Annotated in this window: 18 protein-coding genes and 1 pseudogene; 13 read left to right on the top strand and 6 right to left on the bottom strand. The window is 70.7% G+C overall.

The window, feature by feature from the left end:
* Positions 1-330: 330 nt before the first annotated feature.
* Complete coding sequence (locus CTZ28_RS21520; RefSeq protein WP_121891281.1) at positions 331-978, top strand: HD domain-containing protein; 648 nt, start codon at positions 331-333, stop codon at positions 976-978.
* 97 nt (positions 979-1,075) lie between these two features.
* On the opposite strand, the gene CTZ28_RS21515 is transcribed toward CTZ28_RS21520, so the two are convergent.
* Positions 1,076-2,869, bottom strand: a complete 1,794-nt coding sequence (locus CTZ28_RS21515; RefSeq protein WP_121891339.1) for a sensor histidine kinase — start codon at positions 2,867-2,869, stop codon at positions 1,076-1,078.
* A complete protein-coding gene (locus tag CTZ28_RS21510; RefSeq protein ID WP_121891280.1) occupies positions 2,859-3,557 on the bottom strand; it encodes a response regulator transcription factor in 699 nt (232 codons plus the stop codon). The genes CTZ28_RS21515 and CTZ28_RS21510 overlap by 11 nt, the downstream gene beginning before the upstream one ends.
* Positions 3,558-3,724: 167 nt before the next feature.
* On the opposite strand from CTZ28_RS21510, the gene CTZ28_RS21505 reads away from it, so the two are divergent.
* The 5 genes and pseudogenes from CTZ28_RS21505 to CTZ28_RS21485 form a co-directional block, all read left to right on the top strand.
* Complete coding sequence (locus tag CTZ28_RS21505) at positions 3,725-4,381, top strand: hypothetical protein (protein ID WP_259471722.1); 657 nt, start codon at positions 3,725-3,727, stop codon at positions 4,379-4,381.
* A complete protein-coding gene (locus tag CTZ28_RS21500) occupies positions 4,374-5,678 on the top strand; it encodes an efflux RND transporter periplasmic adaptor subunit (protein ID WP_259471721.1) in 1,305 nt (434 codons plus the stop codon). Before CTZ28_RS21505 ends, CTZ28_RS21500 begins: the two co-directional genes overlap by 8 nt.
* A complete protein-coding gene (locus CTZ28_RS21495; RefSeq protein WP_121891279.1) occupies positions 5,675-6,385 on the top strand; it encodes an ABC transporter ATP-binding protein in 711 nt (236 codons plus the stop codon). Before CTZ28_RS21500 ends, CTZ28_RS21495 begins: the two co-directional genes overlap by 4 nt.
* On the top strand, positions 6,382-7,665 hold the full coding sequence (locus tag CTZ28_RS21490) for an ABC transporter permease (RefSeq protein WP_121891278.1): 1,284 nt from the start codon (positions 6,382-6,384) through the stop codon (positions 7,663-7,665). The genes CTZ28_RS21495 and CTZ28_RS21490 overlap by 4 nt, the downstream gene beginning before the upstream one ends.
* A gap of 6 nt (positions 7,666-7,671) precedes the next feature.
* A pseudogene (locus tag CTZ28_RS21485) lies at positions 7,672-7,995 on the top strand (IS5/IS1182 family transposase); the annotation flags it as partial.
* Between the two features lie 36 nt (positions 7,996-8,031).
* Here the strand turns inward: CTZ28_RS21485 and CTZ28_RS21480 are convergent.
* Entirely contained in the window at positions 8,032-10,674 is a 2,643-nt protein-coding gene (locus CTZ28_RS21480; protein ID WP_121891277.1) for an alpha-L-rhamnosidase-related protein, read from the bottom strand.
* A gap of 414 nt (positions 10,675-11,088) precedes the next feature.
* Here CTZ28_RS21480 and CTZ28_RS21475 point away from each other — a divergent pair, with 414 nt between their 5' ends.
* Positions 11,089-11,874, top strand: coding sequence for a hypothetical protein (locus CTZ28_RS21475; protein WP_121891276.1), 786 nt, complete (start codon positions 11,089-11,091; stop codon positions 11,872-11,874).
* Positions 11,875-11,900: 26 nt separating this feature from the next.
* Here the strand turns inward: CTZ28_RS21475 and CTZ28_RS21470 are convergent, their stop codons facing one another.
* The 3 genes from CTZ28_RS21470 to CTZ28_RS21460 form a co-directional block, all read right to left on the bottom strand.
* Positions 11,901-13,103: a sensor histidine kinase gene (locus CTZ28_RS21470; protein WP_147481174.1), complete on the bottom strand. Its 1,203-nt coding sequence runs from the start codon at positions 13,101-13,103 to the stop codon at positions 11,901-11,903.
* Positions 13,090-13,752, bottom strand: coding sequence for a response regulator transcription factor (locus CTZ28_RS21465; RefSeq protein WP_121891274.1), 663 nt, complete (start codon positions 13,750-13,752; stop codon positions 13,090-13,092). The genes CTZ28_RS21470 and CTZ28_RS21465 overlap by 14 nt, the downstream gene beginning before the upstream one ends.
* Before the next feature lie 110 nt (positions 13,753-13,862).
* Positions 13,863-14,093 (bottom strand): hypothetical protein, encoded by a 231-nt coding sequence (locus tag CTZ28_RS21460; protein WP_121891273.1) that lies wholly within the window; start codon positions 14,091-14,093, stop codon positions 13,863-13,865.
* Positions 14,094-14,243: 150 nt separating this feature from the next.
* On the opposite strand from CTZ28_RS21460, the gene CTZ28_RS21455 reads away from it, so the two are divergent.
* From CTZ28_RS21455 to CTZ28_RS21430, 6 genes are all read left to right on the top strand, one after another.
* Positions 14,244-15,008 (top strand): HipA family kinase, encoded by a 765-nt coding sequence (locus CTZ28_RS21455; protein WP_121891272.1) that lies wholly within the window; start codon positions 14,244-14,246, stop codon positions 15,006-15,008.
* Positions 15,005-15,421, top strand: a complete 417-nt coding sequence (locus CTZ28_RS21450; RefSeq protein WP_121891271.1) for a DUF3037 domain-containing protein — start codon at positions 15,005-15,007, stop codon at positions 15,419-15,421. Before CTZ28_RS21455 ends, CTZ28_RS21450 begins: the two co-directional genes overlap by 4 nt.
* Positions 15,422-15,582: 161 nt before the next feature.
* Positions 15,583-16,344 carry a 3-oxoacyl-ACP reductase FabG gene (gene fabG / locus CTZ28_RS21445; protein ID WP_121891270.1) on the top strand — a complete coding sequence of 254 codons (762 nt, stop codon included), beginning with the start codon at positions 15,583-15,585 and terminating at the stop codon, positions 16,342-16,344.
* A gap of 21 nt (positions 16,345-16,365) precedes the next feature.
* Positions 16,366-17,127 carry an SDR family oxidoreductase gene (locus CTZ28_RS21440; RefSeq protein WP_121891269.1) on the top strand — a complete coding sequence of 254 codons (762 nt, stop codon included), beginning with the start codon at positions 16,366-16,368 and terminating at the stop codon, positions 17,125-17,127.
* Positions 17,128-17,377: 250 nt separating this feature from the next.
* Positions 17,378-18,955 carry an ABC transporter substrate-binding protein gene (locus tag CTZ28_RS21435; protein WP_121891268.1) on the top strand — a complete coding sequence of 526 codons (1,578 nt, stop codon included), beginning with the start codon at positions 17,378-17,380 and terminating at the stop codon, positions 18,953-18,955.
* An 81-nt stretch (positions 18,956-19,036) separates the two neighbouring features.
* Positions 19,037-19,720, top strand: coding sequence for a uracil-DNA glycosylase (locus CTZ28_RS21430; protein WP_121891267.1), 684 nt, complete (start codon positions 19,037-19,039; stop codon positions 19,718-19,720).
* The last annotated feature ends 57 nt before the right edge of the window (positions 19,721-19,777 follow it).

The following is a 19,777-nucleotide window of genomic DNA, read 5'->3' as shown; positions in this document are numbered from 1 at the left end:
ACCGGCCGTCGGTCTGTCGCTGCCGCGGGTGTACATGCCGCGGTAGGCCGATGGGGGCAGTCCGCAGTGCTGGGTGAAGTGTGTGCGGAAGGTGGCTGCCGTGCCGAGGCCGCTGAGATGGTCGCGTCGCGCGTCCGGGCAGTTGCTTGGCGTGGTCGATCCGTGCCAGTTGGAGCCATTTCATCGGGGGGAGTCCGGTATCGGTGATGAAGCGTGCCGGCGGAGGAGAGGCGTAGCTCGCTCTCGGCGAGGTGCTCTTGTCAAGAATCCATCGCCGACTGGCACTCTTGCCAGTAGTCGGCCCATGCCAGAGCAGGCCACTGTGGGTGCATGACCATCAGCAACGCATCGGGGCTGTCCCTTCCGGATCTCGCCTCCTCGCCCCTCCGCCAGGCCGTCGTCGAGCATGTCCTCGAGCTCGAGGCTCCCTCCATCGCGCATCACAGCCTCCGCAGTTACTTCTTCGCTCTCAAGGTCGCCGACTTCCGCCGGCTGCGCCGGGATGTCGATTACGACGACGACGCGCTGTTCTTCGCGGCGGTGCTGCACGACCTCGGCCTGTCGGCCCCGGGCGAGGCCCGGCCGGACCGTTTCGAGGTCGCCGGCGCCGACATGGCCGCCGAACTCCTCGCTCGCCACGGGGTTTCGTCCGAGGTGAGGGACGTCGTCTGGGACGCGATCGCGCTCCACACCAGCCCTGGCATCACGCAACGCCGCGGTATCGTCTGCGACCTCACAAGCGCCGGCACCGGCGTCGACTTCGGATACGAGGCCGACTTCGTCTCCGACGAGGAAGCCGCCGTGATCAATGAGGCGTTCCCCCGACTGGACATCAACACCGCCATCGGCCCGTTGATCATCGAACAGGCAGAACGCAACCGCGCCGTCAAAGCACCGCATCTGTCGGCCGCGGACTACTTCTACCGCTCCGTTCACGGATTCGACATGAGTTTCGTGTCCCGCTGGGGCGCGGCCTGAGGCTGCGGGGTGTCCGCTGACGTGTGCCAGGCACGGTCACATGTCAGCGGGCCGCGGCTTTGCCCGTTCGGCACCACCCGCGGCCACCCTCGCCTACCTACCGACCAGCGGGCAGCCGTACGGTGAACACCGTCTGCGTGCCGGGCACGCTCGTCACGGAGACCTGTCCCTCGTGGGCCTCGACCAGCTGCCGGACGATGGACAGGCCGAGGCCGCTGCCTCCGGTGCGCCTGCTGCGGGACTTCTCAGCCCGCCAGAAACGGTCGAACACCTTGGACAGGTCCTCCGGCTGGATGCCGCTGCCGGTGTCGGCGACCTGGATCTCGACCTCGTCCACGCCGCAGTGGGTGGTGAGCGTCACCGTGCCGCCGGGCGGGGTGTGGCGTACTGCGTTGGACATCAGGTTGCCCAACACCTGGCGCAGCCGGACCGGGTCGGCGTCGACAACCGGATCACCCGCGATATGGGTGAGCACCGTGACACCCGCCGACCGAGCGTTCGCCCGGTGCGCGGCGGCGACCTGCTCGACCACCTCCCGCACAACCAGCCGCTCCGGGTGCAGCCGCAGCGTCCCGGCGTCGGCCGCAGCGAGGACCTGCAAGTCGTCGATGATGTGCTGCAGCAGCAGTGCCTGGTCCTGGAGCGAGGAGATCAGGGCGGCGTCGGGCACGGCGATACCGTCCTGCGCGGCCTCCAGCCATCCGCGGATATTGGTCAGCGGTGTGCGCAGCTCGTGCGCGATGTCGCTGACCATGGCCTTGCGCAGCTCCTCGACGCGTTCCCGCCGTTCCGACAGGTCGTTGAAGGCGGCGGCGAGATAGCCGGTCTCGTCCTTGGTGGTGACCGGGACACGGGTGTGCTGCCCGCTCGGGTCGTGGGCCGCGTCGGCCAGCGCACGCAGCGGCCTCACCAGCCGTACCGCGATGACGGCGGTCACCGCGACCGTCAGTGCCAGGACCAGGCCGGTGACGCCCACGATCCGGGCGGTGTTGACCGGGGACAGGTCGAACACGGGGGTGGCCGGGCCGGAAGACGCCGCGACGAACAGGAGCGCGGGCGGGGCCACATAGCCGGCCAGTTGGTCACCCCGCGCCTCCTCGACGCAGTTCTCCATGGTCTCGATCTCGCCCGGAGTCCCCTTGAACGGCACGACGAAGTCCGCAAGGGGCACCAGGCGGTCGTCGTAGGCGGTCACACCGCGGCGCTGCGCGCAACCGGCCACCAGTCTCCCCAACTCCTCAAGAGCACCGGCCTCGGTCCTGGTGGGTTCCTCGAGTGCTGTGGCAGGGCACACCTGCTCGCTCAGACCGCGGGCGAAGGAGGCCGACGGGGAGGTCAGGACGTAGGGCCGCCCGCCGGCCCGGACGGCCACCTGGGCCCGGAGCCCTATGCCGGCCAGGCACGTGGCGCGGTCACGGGCGAGGCGTTCGAGGTGCTGTCGTTCCTGGGCGGGAAGGCGGTACGGACCCACGGCCCGCGGATCGATGCGTGAAGCCTCCCAGCCGGTGCCCCCTCCCGCGTCGGCGGGCGTGTTCAGCGGATCGATGACCGCCGAAGCCCGGGCCGGCAGGCCGGACCGCCCGCTGCCGGAGTCGGCGATCACCCGGCGTTCCCGGGTGGTCAGGGTGATCCGACGGCCGGTCTTCTCGGCCAGCCGCCGAACGGTCCGGGACACACCTTTCCAGTCCCGGTGGCGGGCCGCGTAGCCGGTCAGCGCGTCCTGGATCCCCATGTCGTCCGCCAGGACGTCGCCCCGCTCCCGCTCGATCGCCAGCGTGGTGCTCCGGAACACGAGCCAGGCGGTGGAGCCGATCGACAGCAGGGCGATGAGCACGGAGATGCTCAGCAGACGTACCAGCAGGCTGCGGCGCAGCGGGACCCTACGCGCCACGGCGGCCACCGGCCAGCTTGTAGCCGACGCCGAACACGGTCAGCAACAGTTCCGGGGCGCGCGGGTCGAGCTCGACCTTCTTGCGCAGGTTCACGATGTACACATCGATGGCGCGTTCGGTCGAGGCCCGGTCGTAACCTTGTGTGCACTCCAGCAACTGACGTCGGGAGAAGACCCGGCCCGGCGCCGCGGCCATGGCCTCCAGGATCCGGAATTCACCCGGAGTGCAGGACACCGGCCGGTCACGACAGGTCACGGCGTGCCTGGCCGGGTCCACGACGAGCGGGCCGACGCGCAGCGCCCGCTGCTCGCCCGAGGCCGACGGCCGGGCGCGCCGCAGCAGGGTTCGCACCCTGGCCACCAGTTCGCGTGGGCTGTAAGGCTTGGTCATGTAGTCGTCCGCGCCCAGTTCCAGACCCCGTAGCAGGTCCTCCTCGGTGGAGCGGGCGGTCAGCATCAGCACCGGCAGGTCGCCCTGGCCGCGGATCCGGCGGCACACCGCGGGCCCGTCCATGTCGGGCAGCATCCAGTCGAGCACGAGCAGGTCGGGCGGCTGCCTGAAGATCTCGTCGATCGCCGCTCGGCCGTCATGGACGACGGTGACGATGTGACCTTCGTGTTCGAGGTAGCTGCGGACCAATGCGGCCTGGGACTCGTCGTCTTCGGCCACCAGCACATACGCGCACATGGCGCCGATGCTAGACGCGCAGGAACACGTCGACGGACGAAGAAAGCGGTGGAGAGACTGATCTCGCACCATGCCGAATTCCTAACATCCGTGTGCCTCCTTCTCCTACGGAGATCCGTCAGAAGGGCCCTAACAACTTCCTCACAGGGGCGGTCGACGATCGCGGCATGGCGAATTCCGCAATCGGCTTCCCCGGCGCCGCACGGCGCCCGCGACGGTCCGTCCTGGCCGCCGCCTGCACCATGACGGCTCTTTTACTGGTCACCGGCTGTTCCACAGGCTCGGACAGCAGCGACAAGAGCGGCGGCCAGGACGATGACGTGGCGTCCGTCTCCGATCCGGGAGGAGGGAACAAGAAGAAGCCGTCGGGCGGCGCCGATTCCGCAAGCGGCGCCCCTCAGGTGCGGCTCGACACCACGGAAACGGAGAAGCTGGAGATGTTTCAGCCCTACCTGTCGTGTCTGAAGGACAACGGGGTGCCGATCCAAAGGGCTGGTGGCGGGACGAACGCGGCCGGCAAAATCGCCGGGGACCCGTCGCAGTACTGGTACCCCGGCGTCGACGTGTCGAAGTATCCCGCCGCGGAGAAGAAATGCGGCGGGAAGAGGCCGCTGCCGCCGCCGGAGCTCGATCCGCGGACGAACCCCGACTACCTGGACCAATTCCGCGCCCAGATCGAGTGCCTGAACCGCGAGGGACTCAAGGTCGACGGTCTGCCCGACGGCAGCGGCTGGAACTATCGCGGTGAGTCCTCCCTGTCCGCCGCCGAGCAGGGCCGGATCGAGAACAAGTGCCGGATGGAGGCGTTCGGCGGCGATGACTGAGCACTCCGAGTCGAAAAGGCACGGCCGGCCCGGAAGCGTCCGCGGTCAGCGTTTCCCTCGCCGCAGGGCCACGTCCCTGGCCGTCGCCGCGGCCGTGCTGCTGACGGTCGGCGTCGGCGCGGGCCTGGTGTGGGCGGGCGGCGGCAAGGAAGGGGACACCGGCTCGAAGCCGCGGCCGAAGGCCACGATCGTCACCGTCGCCAGAACCGATCTGTCGGATACCAGGGAGATCGAGGGCACCCTGGGTTTCGGCGCAGCCCGGAGCATCAAGGGCACCGACGGCGGCAAGGTCACCTGGCTGCCCGCCGTCGGTGCGAGCGTGACCCGAGGCAAGCAGCTGTACCGGGTCAACGACCGGCCTGCCGTGGTCTTTTACGGCAGCACACCGCTGTACCGCACGCTCGACAGCGTCGGGTCGGTGGGACGAGACGTGCGGGTGGTCGCCGACAACCTCAAGGCGCTCGGCTACGACATCGGCTCCCAGCCCGCCACCGGCACCACCGTGCGGCCGCAGGCGCCCGCTTCCGGCGCCGCCACCGACGAGGAGCCGCAGCCGGAGGGCAACGACCCCCATGCCTCACCGAGCCCTTCGGGGGCGGGCAAGAACGCCGACGAGCCGGCCGGCGGGCCGAGTGCGTCGCCCCGCCCGGTCACGGTCAAGGAAGGCGACGGCGTGCTCACCGCCTCCCTGATCGATGCCATCAAGCGCTGGCAGCCGACGGCCGGCATGGAGCCGACCGGTGTCCTCGACGTCAGCGATGTCGTGGTGACGACGGGAGCGGCCCGGGTCGGCAAGGTCAACGCCCAGCTCGGCGCCGACGCGTCGGCGGACCTGCTGACCATCACCGCCACCACGAAAACGGTGACCATACCGGTGGACGCCCTCGACGTCGGCTCGATCAAGAAGGGGCAGAAGGTCAGCGTGACCCTGCCCGACCAGTCCGCGACACCTGGCGAGGTCTCCGCGATCAGCACGATCATCCAGGGCGCCGCGGATGCCGAGGGCGGCAGCGGTGATCCGTCCCAGCAGCTCAACGTCACCGTCTCGCTCCAGGACGCGGACGCCGTACAGGACGTGGATGCCGCGAGGGTCCAGGTGAAGTTCGCCACCGAGACCCGCAAGGGCGTCCTCACCGTCCCGGTCGGCGCGCTGCTCGCCCTGAGCGAGGGCGGCTACGCCCTGCGGACCCCGGAAGGCAAGCTCCTCCCCGTCGAGACCGGCTTGTTCGCCAAGGGGCTGGTGGAGGTCAGCGGCCCGGGCATCGCCGTGGGAATGAAAGTGGAGAGCGCCTCATGACCCCGGTCCTCACCGTCCGAGGCGCGACCATGGCCTACCCGGGCGGCGTACGGGCCCTCGACGAGGTCTCCCTGACCATCGAGCGGGGTGAACTCCTCGCCATCGTGGGCCCGTCCGGATCCGGCAAGTCCACGCTGCTCAACATCATGGGCACCCTGGACCGGCCCACCGGGGGCAGTGTGACGATCGGCGGCCAGGACGCCGCCGGCCTGTCGGACCGCCAGTTGTCCGCCCTGCGCGGGCGGTGGCTGGGCTTCGTCTTCCAGCAGTTCCACCTGACCGACGGGCTCACCGCCGCGGAGAACGTCGCCACCGGTCTGCTCTACGCGGGCGTGCCCAGGCGGCGCAGATGCTCCCTGGCCACCGAGGCCCTGGGGCGGGTCGGCCTGGCCCGCCGGACCGGCCATCTGCCGCACCAACTCTCCGGCGGGGAGCGGCAGCGGGTCGCCATCGCCCGCGCTCTGGTCAACGAGCCCGCACTCGTGCTCGCCGACGAACCCACAGGGGCGCTCGACACCGCCAACGGCACCGCCGTCCTGGACCTGCTGACCAGGCTGAACCAGGAAGGCACCACCATCGCGATCATCACTCACGACCGGGACATCGCCGCGCAACTGCCCCGCCGGGTGGAGATCCTCGACGGCCGTCTCGTCGCGGACACCGCAGAGCATGCCGTCACCCCCGTCCGGACGGGAACCCCGCGATGACCCACCGGTCCTCCCACCCCCGCGCACCGCACGCACCGGGCACGGCCCACCCCACCGGGAAAGCCGTCGGCGGCAGCGCGGCGAGCATCAGGCCGGTCCGTCTGGCACCCGGTGACCTCCTCCGCCTCGGCCTGCTGGGCATCCGTACCCGCACACTGCGGGCCGCCCTGTCGGCGCTCGGCATCTCCATCGGCATCGCCACGATGATCGTGGTGACCGGCATCCCGGCTTCCAGCCACAAGGCACTGATGGACGAGATGTCCGCGCTCGGGACCAACATGCTGCGTGCGGAACCCATCCCCGACCAGCAGCCCCCCGTACTGCTGCCCGAGGAGTCGATCGGCATGGTGCGCCGCATCGGCCCGGTCACCGGGGTGAGCGCGGTCGCCAACACCCATGCCGTCGTCCGCCGCTCCGACCGCATCGACAGCCACAACTTCTCAGGTCTGACCGTTCTGGCCGCCCAGCGCGACCTGTTGGACGCGGTCACCGGGGCCGTGGCCTCGGGCCGGTTCTTCAGCCGTGCCGACGAGCGGTTCCCCACCGCGGTGCTGGGCTCCCGGGCCGCCACCCGCCTCGGGTTCGGCGAGATCGCTCCCGGAGAACCGGCTCCGCAGATCTACATCAACAAGCAATGGTTCACCGTGATCGGCATCCTCGACCCCCTCCCTCTGGCAGACGACCTCGACCAGACCGTCCTCGTGGGCTGGTCCGCGGCTCGAAAGCTGCTGAGGTTCGGCGGTCACCCCACCATGATCTACGTCCGGGCGCAGGAAGCCGAACTGGAGGCCGTCCGGGGGGTGCTCGCGGCCACGGTCCACCCCGAACTGCCCGGACAGGTCACCGTCAGCCGCCCCTCCGACGCGCTGGCCGCCAAACGCGCCACCCAGGACTCGTACTCCTCGCTCTTCCTGGGGCTGGCCGCGGTCGCCCTGCTCGTCGGCGGGATCGGCGTCGCCAACACCATGTTCATCTCGGTGCTGGAGCGCCGCCGCGAGATCGGGCTGCGCCGCGCGCTGGGGGCCAGCCGGGGACAGATCCGAGGCCAGTTCCTCACCGAGTCCGCGGCCCTGTCCGGCCTGGGCGGCCTGGCCGGAACCCTGCTGGGCATCCTCGCCACGGTCGGCTACGCCACCTACCAGGGCTGGTCTCCGGTCGTGCCCCTCCTCGCCGTGGCGGGCGGCTGCTTCGGCGCGCTCCTGGTCGGCATCGCGGCGGGCGTCTATCCCTCCGTCCGAGCTTCCCGGATGACCCCGACCGAAGCCCTGGCGTCGACGTAGTCCGGGCGGACCGCCGCCGAATGGCGGGAGGCCGGTGTGCGGGAGGGACTCCAGGAGGTGCTGCTGGACCGGTTGCGGGCGGCCAAGCGGGGACGAAGCAGCCCAACAGTCGGTCCGAGCCCGGTTGACCGTGAACGGCACCTCGCTGCGCGTGTCGCTGACCGGCGGACACCGCAACGACATCACCCAGCTCCTGCCGCTGGTCGACGGTCTGCCTGCTACCGCCGTCGGCTGTGTGAGCGCGGCAGCGTTCCGAAGACCGCCACGCGGGGCCGACTGCATGGTTCGGGCCTGGGCCGCGTTCGGCGGGTTGCCGAGTCCGCCATCGCCCGGCCGGCGGCCGGCCTCACCGCACCGGCTTCACGGTCACTGCGAAGTCCGGCGCAGCTCAATCCTGTGTGCCCCCGGCTCCAGGCCGGCCAGGACGACGTAGCCGTCGGCCGACCGGGCGCCGTAACCCCTTCCGGTCCCGTCGCGCCGAACGGGTCGCCCGTCGACGCGGACGGAGACGGGTTGTCCCCACGTGGGCACGGCGACCGTGCCCCGAGTGCCCCGCGGGCTGTCGACGGTGAGTCTGAACTCGCCGGACCTTTCGTTGCTCCAGCTCACCCGCAACGGGCCGTGGGGAGTGGGTACCTGTCCCTGGGCCCAGGCCACCGAGCCCGGATGCGGGCGGACCGTCCAGGTGGCGAACCCCGGTGAGGTCGGCAGCACACCGAGCAACTGGTTGGTGAGCGCGGGCAGTACACCGGTCGACCAGCCGTGCGCCATGCTGGTGTAGGCGTCCTCGTACGGTATGCCGCCCGGGCCGATGCCCTCCCAGTGCGTGACACCCGGGTCGTGCGCTTCCATCCAGCCGTAGGTCCGCTTGATCTGGTCGATCGCCGAGTCGGCTCTGCCGGTCAGGAAGCGGGCGACCAGTTCGGGGTAGGAGGTGAAGGCGTAGACCCGCTGCGAAGACCCGCCGAAGAGCGTGTCGTTGTCCATGAACGCGTTCCCGTACGGCCGCGTGGTGGTGGCCGCCAGGTGGTCCAGGGCGGATTCCGCTCGTGCCTGGTCGGCGACGCCCGCGGTGACGGCGATGGCGTTCCCGTCCTGGGCGTGCCGTACGGGGCCCGTCGCGCTGTCGAGGTAGGCGCCCGCATTCTCGTCCCACAGATGCGTGTTGACCGCTTCGGCGACCTGTTCGGCCCGTGCCCGCCAGCGGGCCGCGTCATCGGGGTGCCCCAGCAGCCGGGCGATCTCGGCGGCGTCGTTCAGGGCCTGGACGTAGGCGACGTTGTAGTAGGTGACGCGGCCGGTCCGGGGAAGGAAGGCGTAATCGCCGTAGTTGCCGGTGCCGCCGAGGCCCTTGCTCAGCAGGCCGTCCGAGTCGGTGACGCTCGGATACCAGGAGTCGAGCACCTTCACCAGGTGCGGATAGTACCGGGCGGCATAGTCGCGGTCGCCGGTGTACAGCACGTAGTCCCAGCTGCAAGTGACCCACCAGAGTGGGTAGTCGAACAGGGTCAGCGCATAGCCGGCGATCGACGCGGGCGGGATCCAGCCGTCGGCCCGCTGGTGGTCCGCGAGGTCGGCCAGGACGTTGCGCGCCGCCGCGGCGGCATCGTCATGCGTCAGGTAGAGCGTGCGCCCGGCCACCGCCACGTCGCCGACGTAGGGGTCGCGGTCGCGCTTCGCGCCGTCGTGCAGAACGAGCCTGCCGTGCAGCGTGGGGGTGTCGGCATCACGAGGGTCCACGTCGTCCGGCCGGAAGGTGTCGGTGACGAGTTCGTTGGTGTAAGCGGCCGCGTACCAGTGCCGGTTGAGGGCCTCGTCGGAGGACAGGAACCAGCCACGGAAGGTGTCGGGAGTGCCGAGGTAGGCGGTGAAGTCCAGGGAGACACTGTCGATGGCGACCTGGCCGTATGGTTGCGCGGCCGGCGCGTCGGAGGTCAGGGCGTCCAGGCTGATCTGCAGGTACCGGAAGCCGTGCAGGCCGTCCGCGTACACTTTGTCCCCGGCCTGATAGCCCTTGCGGTCCGTCCAGTCGGCGCCTTCGGCGGGGACGGCGAACTGATCGGTCCCCCCTCCGGCGACGCCGGACTGGTCGGAGCGGGTGAAGTCGGACCGGTCGGTGAGGAACTGCAGCGTTTCGGAGAAGGCCAGCCGCACACCGGGGTTGCCGTCGGACGCCCAGGCGAAGCGGACCTGTGGGTACCCCACGACGACCTTGCCGAAGTCCACGACCACCCTTGGCACATCGGCGGACGTCACCACGTCCGGCCACACCTCGTTGACGCGGGTGAAGGTGCCTTTGGGGGTGACCTGGTCGGCGGTGACGGTGATCCGTACGCGGGTGGTGGTGACGGGCGCGTCGAACGGAACCGGGCACTGCACCGCGCTGTTGCCGGCGACCGTCGCCCGGATCTGCCAAGCGGTGCCGTCCCAGGTCTCGACGGTGAAGTCGGCCGGTACGCCGTCCGTGTTGGACAGGAGGGTCACGCCGGGCAGTGCCATGGCGTCCGGCGCGGTGATGGTGAGAGTGTCCGGGTAGGCGTCGATGGTGTCGTCGTTCCAGAAGGTGTCGGGGTCCCCGTCGACGGCGTTGGACGCGTCGTACGTCCGTGGCCTGCCGTCGTTGCCGTTGTTGGGGCCGTGCACCGAGGAAGCGGCCGCGGTGGTGCCCTCCGGCCATCGGGGGGCGGGCGCGGGGACCGGGCGTCTGAGCACGGTCACCGCGCCGCCGGCGGCCAGCAGGGCCTCGGGAGCTGTCACGTCGCCGCTCGAGCGGACCACCTTCACCGGGCGGACCGTCCGGTCCGGGGGTGCCTGGACGTAGCGCTGCCAGTGCGGCGTGGACAGGGCCCCGGCCGGCTGCGGTGCCGCGCCGGACGTGCCGGTCGCCGCCGCGGCCCGGCCGACGGAGAAGGCGGACAGTCCCGTCATCGCGAGCGCGGCGCCACCGAGACCTGCCCTGAGCACGGTCCGGCGCTGCGGTGCTGCGGCTGCTTGCTCGTCCTGGGGCATGTGCGCTCCTGGTGGGTGAGCTGGGGAAGGCGGTTGTGAATCGATTTAAACGATCACTGCTCGTTCGGGGACGGCCGGTGCTCCCCGGTGGCTGCTCCGGGCCGACCGGGCCGGGTCCTGGGCGCGGTTCGACTGCTGTCCATCGCTGTACCGCTGTCCCGGGCAGGGGCTGGTACGGCGCAAAACGTAGCCTTGTGACGCGTTCAGGTCAATGGGATGAAACGATTTTACGGGGCCTCTTGGCAACGTTGTCTCCCGCTGTCCGGCGTGACCCCGCACACCCCGCTGACCGGGAGCCGGCAATCCTGGACCGGACTTCACCGTCGCGTCCCTCTCCCTTGACTGACGGGTCACGTCGTCCGCCCAGGATCAGGCCGTTCGCAGGACACCCGCGCCCACAGGAGAGACCGCCCCATGGAACGACGCGCCTTTGCCGCCGCACTGTCCGCCGCCGCCGCATCTCCCTTGCTGATGGGCGCCGCGTCGGGCCGTCCCGGGCAGCCGGTGAAGCCCCAGGCGGACGCGCACCTCCAGCGCGAGATGATGAGGGTGCTGGCGGCGGTGCTCCAGGACCGCGACACGGCCCGGACCGTGGTCCCCTGGATCTTCGACATCGGATTCGACTGGGCCCCGGCCGCCGCACCGACGGACCGACTGGACTTCATCGTCGCCTACTCCTTCGGCAACCGGCCGCCGGCCGACGGCGGCGACCCGACCAAGGTGCTTGCGGAACCGGGGCCCATGAACGAGCAACTCGCCGACGTGGTCGCCGAGATCAGGGCGGTGCGCACACTGCCGGTCTACGCCCAGTGGGAGATCGCGCACTTCCTCACCGCCAAGCACGGGCTTGACCAGGTGACCGCGATCGAGCCGGTGATCGCTGCCGACGGCACGATCACCTATCTGAGCACCGATGGCGTCGCCGCCCAGGTGGCCGAGTTGCGCAAGGCCGCGCCCGGCGGGATCGGGACGGCCGGCGTGGTCGGCTGGCGGGACCACATCAAGCGTTGCGTGCTCACCACCGAAGGCCGGGGCATGAGCGCCTTTGCGCCGGAAGGCTTCACCATGCCGGACACCTACGACCCCGAGTCCGGGCAGCCGTGGACCCGGCGCCGCGATCTCTACCTCGTGCACGACATGGTGGCGCAGTGGACCATGAAGCGGACCCAGCTGATCGCCGAGCTGTACCCGAACGGCTGACCCTGCCTGGCGGGAGGAAGAGTTGATCAGCGCGCGCCGCGGCGCGAGGGCGCCGATCCGGTGCCGGCGCGGTCCGGTCCCGGAGCGGTGTGCGGTATGCGGACCTCGGCGGTCAGCCCGCCGTGGGGCCGGGGGCGCAGGTCGAGTCGCCAGTCGTGGCGGGTGACGACGGCCGCCACCAGAGCGGCTCCCAGTCCGCTGCCGTCGCTGCCCAGGCGTCCGGCGCCGCGGTGGAAGGGTTCGACGATCGCGGCGGCCTCCTGGGGGGCCATGAGGGCGCCGGTATTGGTGACGCGGAGCAGCAGGGCGGGCCCTTCGTCGCGCAGCGTCAGCTCGACCCGGCCACCGCGGTGGTTGTGGCGTACGGCGTTGTCGAGGAGGTTGCGCACCATGAGGCGGACCAGGGCCGCCTCCGCGTCGACCACGGCGGGGTCGAGGGTCTCGCTCATCGTCACGTCGTTCTCCAGGGCGGCGGTGCGGTGCGCCTCGGCTTCCTGCCGGACGACCGACGTCAGGTCGGTCTCCTCCCGGGTGCCCCGGCCCGCTTGGGTGTCCGCGAGGTCCAGCAGCGTGCGTACGGTGCGGACACTGCGGCTGTTCAGGGTGCGCAGGTCCTGCAGGAGGTCATGTGCCGGTCCGGGCGGCTCGTCGGCCAGCGCGTCGTCGATGACCGCCTGCGTGGTGGCCAGTGGTGTCCGCAGTTCGTGGGAGGCGTTCGCCGCGAAACGGCGCTGTGCCTCGAAGGCGTCGTCCAGTCTCGCGAGCATGACGTTGAAGGTGACGGCCAGGTCGGTGATCTCGTCCCTGGTCCGGCCCACCGGTACCCGGGCGCGCAGGTCCGTGGCGGCGGCCTGGCGTGCCGCGTCGGTCATCGCGCTCAGCGGTGCCAGCGAGCGCCGTACGATCCGGCGCACGGCGAACGCTCCGGAGACGACCCCGACGGTGAGGGCGATCGCCGAGAACACCAGCAGCCGCCCGACCTCCTGCCGGGGCAGGACCGGACCCGCCGTAGCCGTGGAGGGTGGAAGCGCGCCTCCGGTCGTGCCGGGCGCGACCGCCGGTGTCCCTCCGACGATGCCGGCGGGAACGTAGGCCGTCAGCAGCGTGATGGTGGCGATCATGACCAGGGCCAGCACGGTGAAGACGGCGATCAGGCTCCCGATGATCTGGGCGCTGAGGGACCTGCGGGGAGCCGGTCGCGGTGTCCCGTCCTCGTCAGGTGCGGACAACGCGGTACCCGACACCGGGAACGGTCTCGATCGGCCATGGCCTGCCGAGCTTCTTGCGCAGCGTGGAGATGGCCACGCGGGGGGAGTTGGTGAAGGGGTCGGCGTGCTCGTCCCACGCGCGCTGCAGAAGCGTCTCCGCGCTGAGCACACCACCCTGTGCGCGCAGCAGTTGCTCCAGGATGCGGAACTCCTTGGGGCTGAGCGGCAGGAGCGTGCCGCCACGGAACGCCTGGTGCGTGAAGGGGTCGAGGCGGAGTTCGCCGAAGCGCAGCTCCGGCGGTGTCCTGGGACCGGACCGGCGTTGCAACGCCCGCAGTCGCGCGATGAGTTCGGGGAACTCGAACGGTTTGGTGAGGTAGTCGTCGGCTCCTGTCCGCAGTCCCGCGACCCGGTCGGCGAGCGTCGCCGACGCGGTCAGCATCAGCACCCCCGTCGACATGTGGTGGGCGACGATGTACCGGCACACCTCGTCACCGGAGAGCAGCGGCAGGTCCCGGTCGAGAACGACCGCCTCGTACTCCTGCGACCGCAGGTGATCCACCGCGGCCCGGCCGTCGTGGACGACGTCGACCGTCAGCCCCGCCCGGTGCAGCCTGTTGCGGACGGCCCGGGCCAGGATCGGTTCGTCCTCCGCCAACAACACCTTCACGCAGTGTCCCTCCCACGTCCGTTGCCCACTGCCCGCATCCCAGCGGACCACCTGCCGCCCAGGCGGGCCGGGGCGCCCTCATTCTCACCCCGGCCCGCCGGCGACAGGGCCTATCGCACTCGGACCGCGGCCTCGGCCTTGTGGACCGTCACTCCCGGTCCGGGCCGGTCCGCCGTCCGGCCCACCGCGCCGATCTCGGGGGCCTCGTCGGCCGCCTGCGTCCCGCCGGCCGGGGCCGTCGGGGCGGAGGTGTCCGCGTGAGCCAGCGAGGCGGCGGCGATCCCGCCGCCGGACAGGGCGAGGACGAGGGCGAGCCCGGCCAGGGGCTTCCTGATCTTCATGGTGCAGTCCCTTCCACCGAGCCGTCCTTCGGCGTCGGCGAGCGCCAGTCAATGCGGTCCGACGTTGCGGAGTCGTAAAGGGGCACCGGGCGGCAGGCGTGCAAGGCTCTTCGAGGATTGGAAGGTCAAGGAGCCGTGTAACCTGGGAAAATGCTGGCTGAGGTGACTGCAACTCGCTATATCACGCCGCTGCGTGAGGGGGGTTCGCTGCCGGGGCTCGTCGAGGGCGACGACCTCCATACATATGTCATGAAGTTCACCGGAGCGGGGCAGGGCCGCAAGACCCTGGTGGCCGAGGTGGTCTGCGGGGAACTGGCGCGCCGGCTGGGCTTCCGGGTGCCCCCGCTCGTGACGATCGCGCTCGACCCGGTGCTGGGGCTCGGCGAGCCCGACCGGGAGGTGCAGGAACTCCTCAGGTCCAGCGGCGGCACCAACCTCGGGATGGACTTCCTCTCCGGCGCGCTCGGCTTCGACCCGCTGGCCTTCGCGGTGGACCCCGAGGAGGCCGGGCGGATCGTCTGGTTCGACGCGCTGGTGAACAACGTCGACCGCTCCTGGCGCAACCCCAACCTGCTGATGCACCGCGGCGATCTGTGGCTCATCGACCACGGCGCCACCCTGATCTGGCACCACAACTGGCCGGGCGCCGAGTCCTCGGCCGCCCGCCCGTACGACGCCTCGGACCACGCCCTGGCCCGGTTCGCCCCGGACGTCGAGGCGGCCGCCGCCGCGCTGGCCCCGCTGGTCACCGTGGACCTGCTCGCCGAGGTGGCCGCGGAGATCCCCGACGTCTGGCTCGCCGACGAACCCGGCTTCGACACGCCGGACGACCTCCGGCGCGCCTACGCCCGGCCGCTCCTCGCCCGGGCCGCCGTCATCCACCAGCGCATCACCGGCATCGAGGGGTCCAAGTGACCGAGCGGCACATCATCAGGCCGGGCCAGGGCGGTGGCCGTGACGTCTTCGAGTACGCCGTGCTGCGCGTCGTACCCCGCGTCGAGCGCGGCGAGTGCATCAACGCGGGCGTCGTCGTGTACTGCCGGGCCCGGGCCTATCTGGGGGTCCGCATCCACCTGGACGAGGCCAGGCTGCTGGCGCTCGACCCGGCCGCGGACACGGACGGCGTACGGGCGGCGCTGCGCGCGATCGAAGGGGTGTGCGCCGGCGGCGAGGCGGCCGGGCAGGCGGCCGGGGACGACGCCGGGCGGCGCTTCCGCTGGCTGATCGCGCCCCGCTCGACGGTCGTGCAGCCCGGTCCCGTGCACACCGGGCTCACCATGGATCCGGCGGCCGAGGCGGAGCGATTGCTGGACCTCCTGGTGAGGTAATGGGTCACACGCGCCGGGTGGGCCGTTGACACCGGGTGCCAGGGCTTCTAGCGTCACGTCCACCGAGGGTACTAAGCGGTCGCTCACGGGACGGGCGTACCGTGGGAGCCGCAGACCGGCTCTGCCGACCAGGGATCTCTCAAGGGCGAGGAGAACCAGCAATGTCCACCACTGAGCAGCGGGTCGCCGTGGTCACCGGAGGCGCGCGCGGCATCGGCGCCGCCACCGCCGTCCGGCTGGCCGCCGAGGGCCGCGCGGTCGCGGTGATCGACCTCGACGAGGCCGCCTGCAAGGACACCGTGGAGAAGATCACCGCCGCCGGTGGCAGGGCCGTCGGGGTCGGCGCCGACGTCTCGGACGAGGCGCAGGCCGAGGCCGCCGTCGCGCGCGTCGCCCGGGAGCTCGGCGCCCCGGCGATCCTCGTCAACAACGCCGGCGTGCTCCGCGACAACCTGCTGTTCAAGATGACGGCCGCCGACTGGGACACCGTCATGAACGTGCACCTGCGCGGCTCGTTCCTGATGACCAGGGCCGTCCAGAAGCACATGGTGGACGCGGGCTGGGGCCGGATCGTCAACCTCTCCTCGTCCTCGGCGCTGGGCAACCGCGGCCAGGCCAACTACTCCGCCGCCAAGGCCGGCCTGCAGGGCTTCACCAAGACCCTCGCCATCGAACTCGGCAGGTTCGGCATCACCGCCAACGCCGTCGCGCCCGGCTTCATCGCCACTGAGATGACCAAGGCCACCGCCGAGCGCGTCAAGATGGGCTTCGAGGAGTTCAAGGCGGCCGCCGCCACCCAGATCCCGGTGCAGCGCGTCGGCGAGCCCGAGGACATCGCCAACGCCATCGCCTTCTTCACCGGCGAGGCGGCCGGCTTCGTCTCCGGCCAGGTGCTGTACGTGGCCGGCGGACCACTCGACTAGGGACCGACGAGGGACACGGACATGACTGAACTCCCTGAGCCGTCCGGCAAGGTGGCCCTCATCACGGGCGCCAGCCGGGGCATCGGCTACGGCGTCGCCGAGGCGCTGGTCGCGCGCGGCGACCGTGTCTGCATCACCGGCCGGGGCGAGGACGCCCTCAAGGAGGCCGTCGAGAGGCTCGGTTCCGACCGGGTCGTCGCCGTCGCGGGCAAGGCCCACGATCTGGCACACCAGGCCGAGGCCGTGGAACGCACCATGGAAGCCTTCGGCCGCGTCGACTTCCTGGTCAACAACGCCGGCACCAACCCGGTGTTCGGGCCGCTGGCCGACCTCGATCTCGCCGTCGCGCGCAAGGTGTTCGAGACCAATGTGATCTCGGCGCTCGGCTTCGCCCAGAAGACCTGGCACGCCTGGCAGCGGGACAACGGCGGCGCGATCGTCAACATCGCCTCGGTGGCCGGCCTCGCGCCCTCCCCGTTCATCGGCGCCTACGGCGTGAGCAAGGCCGCGATGATCAACCTGACCCAGCAACTGGCCCACGAGTTCGCGCCCCGGGTGCGGGTCAACGCCATCGCCCCGGCCGTCGTCAAGACCAGGTTCGCCAAGTCCCTGTACGAGGGCCGCGAGGAGGAGGCCGCCGCTGCCTACCCGCTCGGCCGGCTCGGTGTGCCCTCCGACATCGGGGGAGCGGCGGCGTTCCTCACCTCGGTGCAGTCCGACTGGATCACCGGGCAGACCCTCGTTGTGGACGGCGGCATCTTCCTCAACGCGGGCGTCGGCTGACCGCTGAGCGAAGCCGGGCCACGCCTTCACCCGGGCGTTGACGGACCGTCGCGAATGTAACGATCGAGTGCACGAGGGCGTCGTTTTCTTGACGGGAACGGCGCCCTCGTCCGTGCGCGGCGGGCCCGCGGCGCGATGACAACGTCGTCATGAACAAGCTGATCAGAGCCCTGTGCGAAGCGGGTTCGCCGGGCGTGGCGCTGCGGTATGGTCTGCCGACCCTTGGTACGGCAGATCGAGGAGCGTGCGCGTGTTCAACCGGAATCGATGCCTGCGGAAGCTGGCGGCGATCGCGTCCGTATCCCTGGTGGCCGGGTGCGGAGTCCTTTCCGACAGCAATCCGGACAGCAAGGGCCCGATCGTCGTCGGGACCACCAGCGCCCCGAGCACGCTGGACCCCGCCGCGGCCTGGGACGGCTCCTGGGAGCTGTTCCGCAACATCTACCAGACCCTCGTCGCCTACCCCAACGGCGCCACCACGCCCCAGCCCGACGCCGCCAAGAGCTGTGCGTTCACCGACAGTTCGAACCGCACCTACCACTGTGCGCTGCGCCCGGACATGGAGTTCGCCGACGGCCACCCGCTGACCGCCGAGGCCGTCAAGTACTCCATCGACCGGATCAGGGCCATCGACGCGCCGAGCGGCCCCGCCGGACTCCTCGGCAGCCTCGACCGGGTCGAGATCCGGGGCGACCTCGACGTCTTCTTCCATCTCGACCAGCCCGACACGACCTTCCCGTTCGTGCTCGCCACCCCGGCCATGTCGATCGTCGACCCGCGCGACTACCCGGCCGAGTCGCTGCGCGAGGACGGCAAGGTGTTCGGGTCCGGGCCGTACGAGCTGAGATCGTACGAGGAGGGCAAGCGGGCCGTACTGGTCCGCAACGACCGCTACCAGGGCTTCGCCGAACGGCAGAACGAGGCGGTGACGATCCGCTACTTCCAGGGCTCCGCCGCCATGGTCGAGGCGCTGCGCGCCAAGGACATCGACCTGACCTACCGCGGTCTCGCGGCCGGCGACATCATCGCCCTCCAGGGCCATGAGGCCAAGGACCTGCAGCTGGTCGACGGCGCCGGCACGGACATCAGCTATCTCGTCTTCAACCCGAAGGACCCCTGGGCCGACAAGATCGCGGTCCGCAAGGCCGTGGCCCAGGTCGTCGACCGCGCCGCCATCGCGCACAAGGTGTACAAGGACACCGTGGACCCCTTGTACTCCATGGTCCCCAAGGGCCTGACCGGCCACACCACCGGCTTCTTCGACGACTTCGGCGAACCGGACGTCGCCAAGGCGCGCAGGATCCTCACCGACGCGGGGATCACCGAGCGCGTCCCGCTGACGCTCTGGTACACCACCGACCGCTACGGCTCCGAGACCGCCAGGGAGTTCCGGGAGCTGAAGACCCAGCTGGAGAACTCCGGCCTGTTCACGATCACCCTGAAGAGCCGCCCCTGGAAGACCTATGTGGTGGGCTACCAGAAGGGCGAGTATCCGGTGTTCGGCCGCGGCTGGTTCCCCGACTTCCCCGACGCGGACAACTTCATCGCCCCGTTCGTAGGCGAGCAGAACGCGCTCGGCACCCCCTATCCGGCGTCCCGGATCACCAAGGAGCTGCTGCCCGCGTCCCGGCGCCAGAGCGACCGCGCCGCCGTGGTGAAGCAGTTCGAGGAGGCGCAGCAGATCCTGGTGGACGACGCCCGGCTGCTGCCGCTGTGGCAGGGACGGCAGTACGTGGCGGCCAGCGACGACATCTCGGGCGGCGAGCGCGCGCTCGACCCGTCGACGATCATGATGATGTGGGAGCTGCACCGCAAGACCAGCTGGTGACGGCGGTCGCGGCACCGATTGTCAGTGGCCGCCTGTAGGTTCTGAGACCTGCAAGTGACCGCACACCGTAAGGACGTTGACGTGACCGACATCGCCATGCTGCCCGAGTCCTGGCGCGGGGTTCTGGGCGACGAACTGCAGCAGACCTATTTCAAGGCGCTGACCGAGTTCGTCGAGGAGGAGCGGGCGAAGGGTCCCGTCTACCCGCCGCGCGAGGAGGTCTTCGCCGCGCTGGAGGCGACGCCGTACGACAAGGTCAAGGTGCTCGTCCTCGGCCAGGACCCGTACCACGGCGAGGGCCAGGGCCACGGCCTGTGCTTCTCGGTCCGCCCCGGGGTGAAGACCCCGCCCTCCCTGCGGAACATCTACAAGGAGATGAAGGAGGAGCTGGGCACGCCGATCCCGGACAACGGCTATCTGATGCCGTGGGCCGAGCAGGGCGTCCTGCTGCTCAACGCGGTCCTCACGGTGCGCGCCGGCGAGGCGAACTCGCACAAGGGCAAGGGCTGGGAGAAGTTCACCGACGCGGTGATCCGCGCGGTGGCCCAGCGGCCCGACCCGGCCGTGTTCGTCCTGTGGGGCAACTACGCGCAGAAGAAGCTCCCGCTGATCGACGAGACCCGCCATGTCGTGGTCAAGGGGGCACACCCCTCGCCGCTGTCCGCGAAGAAGTTCTTCGGCTCCCGGCCGTTCACGCAGATCAACGAGGCGATCGCCCGGCAGGGGCACGAGCCGGTCGACTGGACGATCCCGAACCTGGGCTGACCGCGCCGAGGCGCGCCGGTGCCGTACGGGGGCGCCTGACCGGGATTGCCGGTGCCC

Source organism: Streptomyces shenzhenensis (genome assembly GCF_003688995.1).
Lineage (GTDB): Bacteria > Actinomycetota > Actinomycetes > Streptomycetales > Streptomycetaceae > Streptomyces > Streptomyces shenzhenensis_A.
The sequence above is the reverse complement of the archived record's forward strand: the minus strand, read 5'-3'. Positions and strand labels throughout refer to the sequence as shown.

What these genes read in the sequence shown, in the direction of transcription:
- CTZ28_RS21510 (WP_121891280.1), bottom strand. Translation starts at nt 3,557, where the DNA reads ATGTGCGCGTATGTGCTGGTGGCCGAAGACGACGAGTCCCAGGCCGCA.
- CTZ28_RS21505 (WP_259471722.1), top strand. Translation starts at nt 3,725, where the DNA reads ATGGCGAATTCCGCAATCGGCTTCCCCGGCGCCGCACGGCGCCCGCGA.
- CTZ28_RS21495 (WP_121891279.1), top strand. Translation starts at nt 5,675, where the DNA reads ATGACCCCGGTCCTCACCGTCCGAGGCGCGACCATGGCCTACCCGGGC.
- CTZ28_RS21455 (WP_121891272.1), top strand. Translation starts at nt 14,244, where the DNA reads ATGCTGGCTGAGGTGACTGCAACTCGCTATATCACGCCGCTGCGTGAG.
- CTZ28_RS21500 (WP_259471721.1), top strand. Translation starts at nt 4,374, where the DNA reads ATGACTGAGCACTCCGAGTCGAAAAGGCACGGCCGGCCCGGAAGCGTC.
- CTZ28_RS21460 (WP_121891273.1), bottom strand. Translation starts at nt 14,093, where the DNA reads ATGAAGATCAGGAAGCCCCTGGCCGGGCTCGCCCTCGTCCTCGCCCTG.
- CTZ28_RS21480 (WP_121891277.1), bottom strand. Translation starts at nt 10,674, where the DNA reads ATGCCCCAGGACGAGCAAGCAGCCGCAGCACCGCAGCGCCGGACCGTG.
- fabG (WP_121891270.1), top strand. Translation starts at nt 15,583, where the DNA reads ATGTCCACCACTGAGCAGCGGGTCGCCGTGGTCACCGGAGGCGCGCGC.
- CTZ28_RS21490 (WP_121891278.1), top strand. Translation starts at nt 6,382, where the DNA reads ATGACCCACCGGTCCTCCCACCCCCGCGCACCGCACGCACCGGGCACG.
- CTZ28_RS21475 (WP_121891276.1), top strand. Translation starts at nt 11,089, where the DNA reads ATGGAACGACGCGCCTTTGCCGCCGCACTGTCCGCCGCCGCCGCATCT.
- CTZ28_RS21520 (WP_121891281.1), top strand. Translation starts at nt 331, where the DNA reads ATGACCATCAGCAACGCATCGGGGCTGTCCCTTCCGGATCTCGCCTCC.
- CTZ28_RS21440 (WP_121891269.1), top strand. Translation starts at nt 16,366, where the DNA reads ATGACTGAACTCCCTGAGCCGTCCGGCAAGGTGGCCCTCATCACGGGC.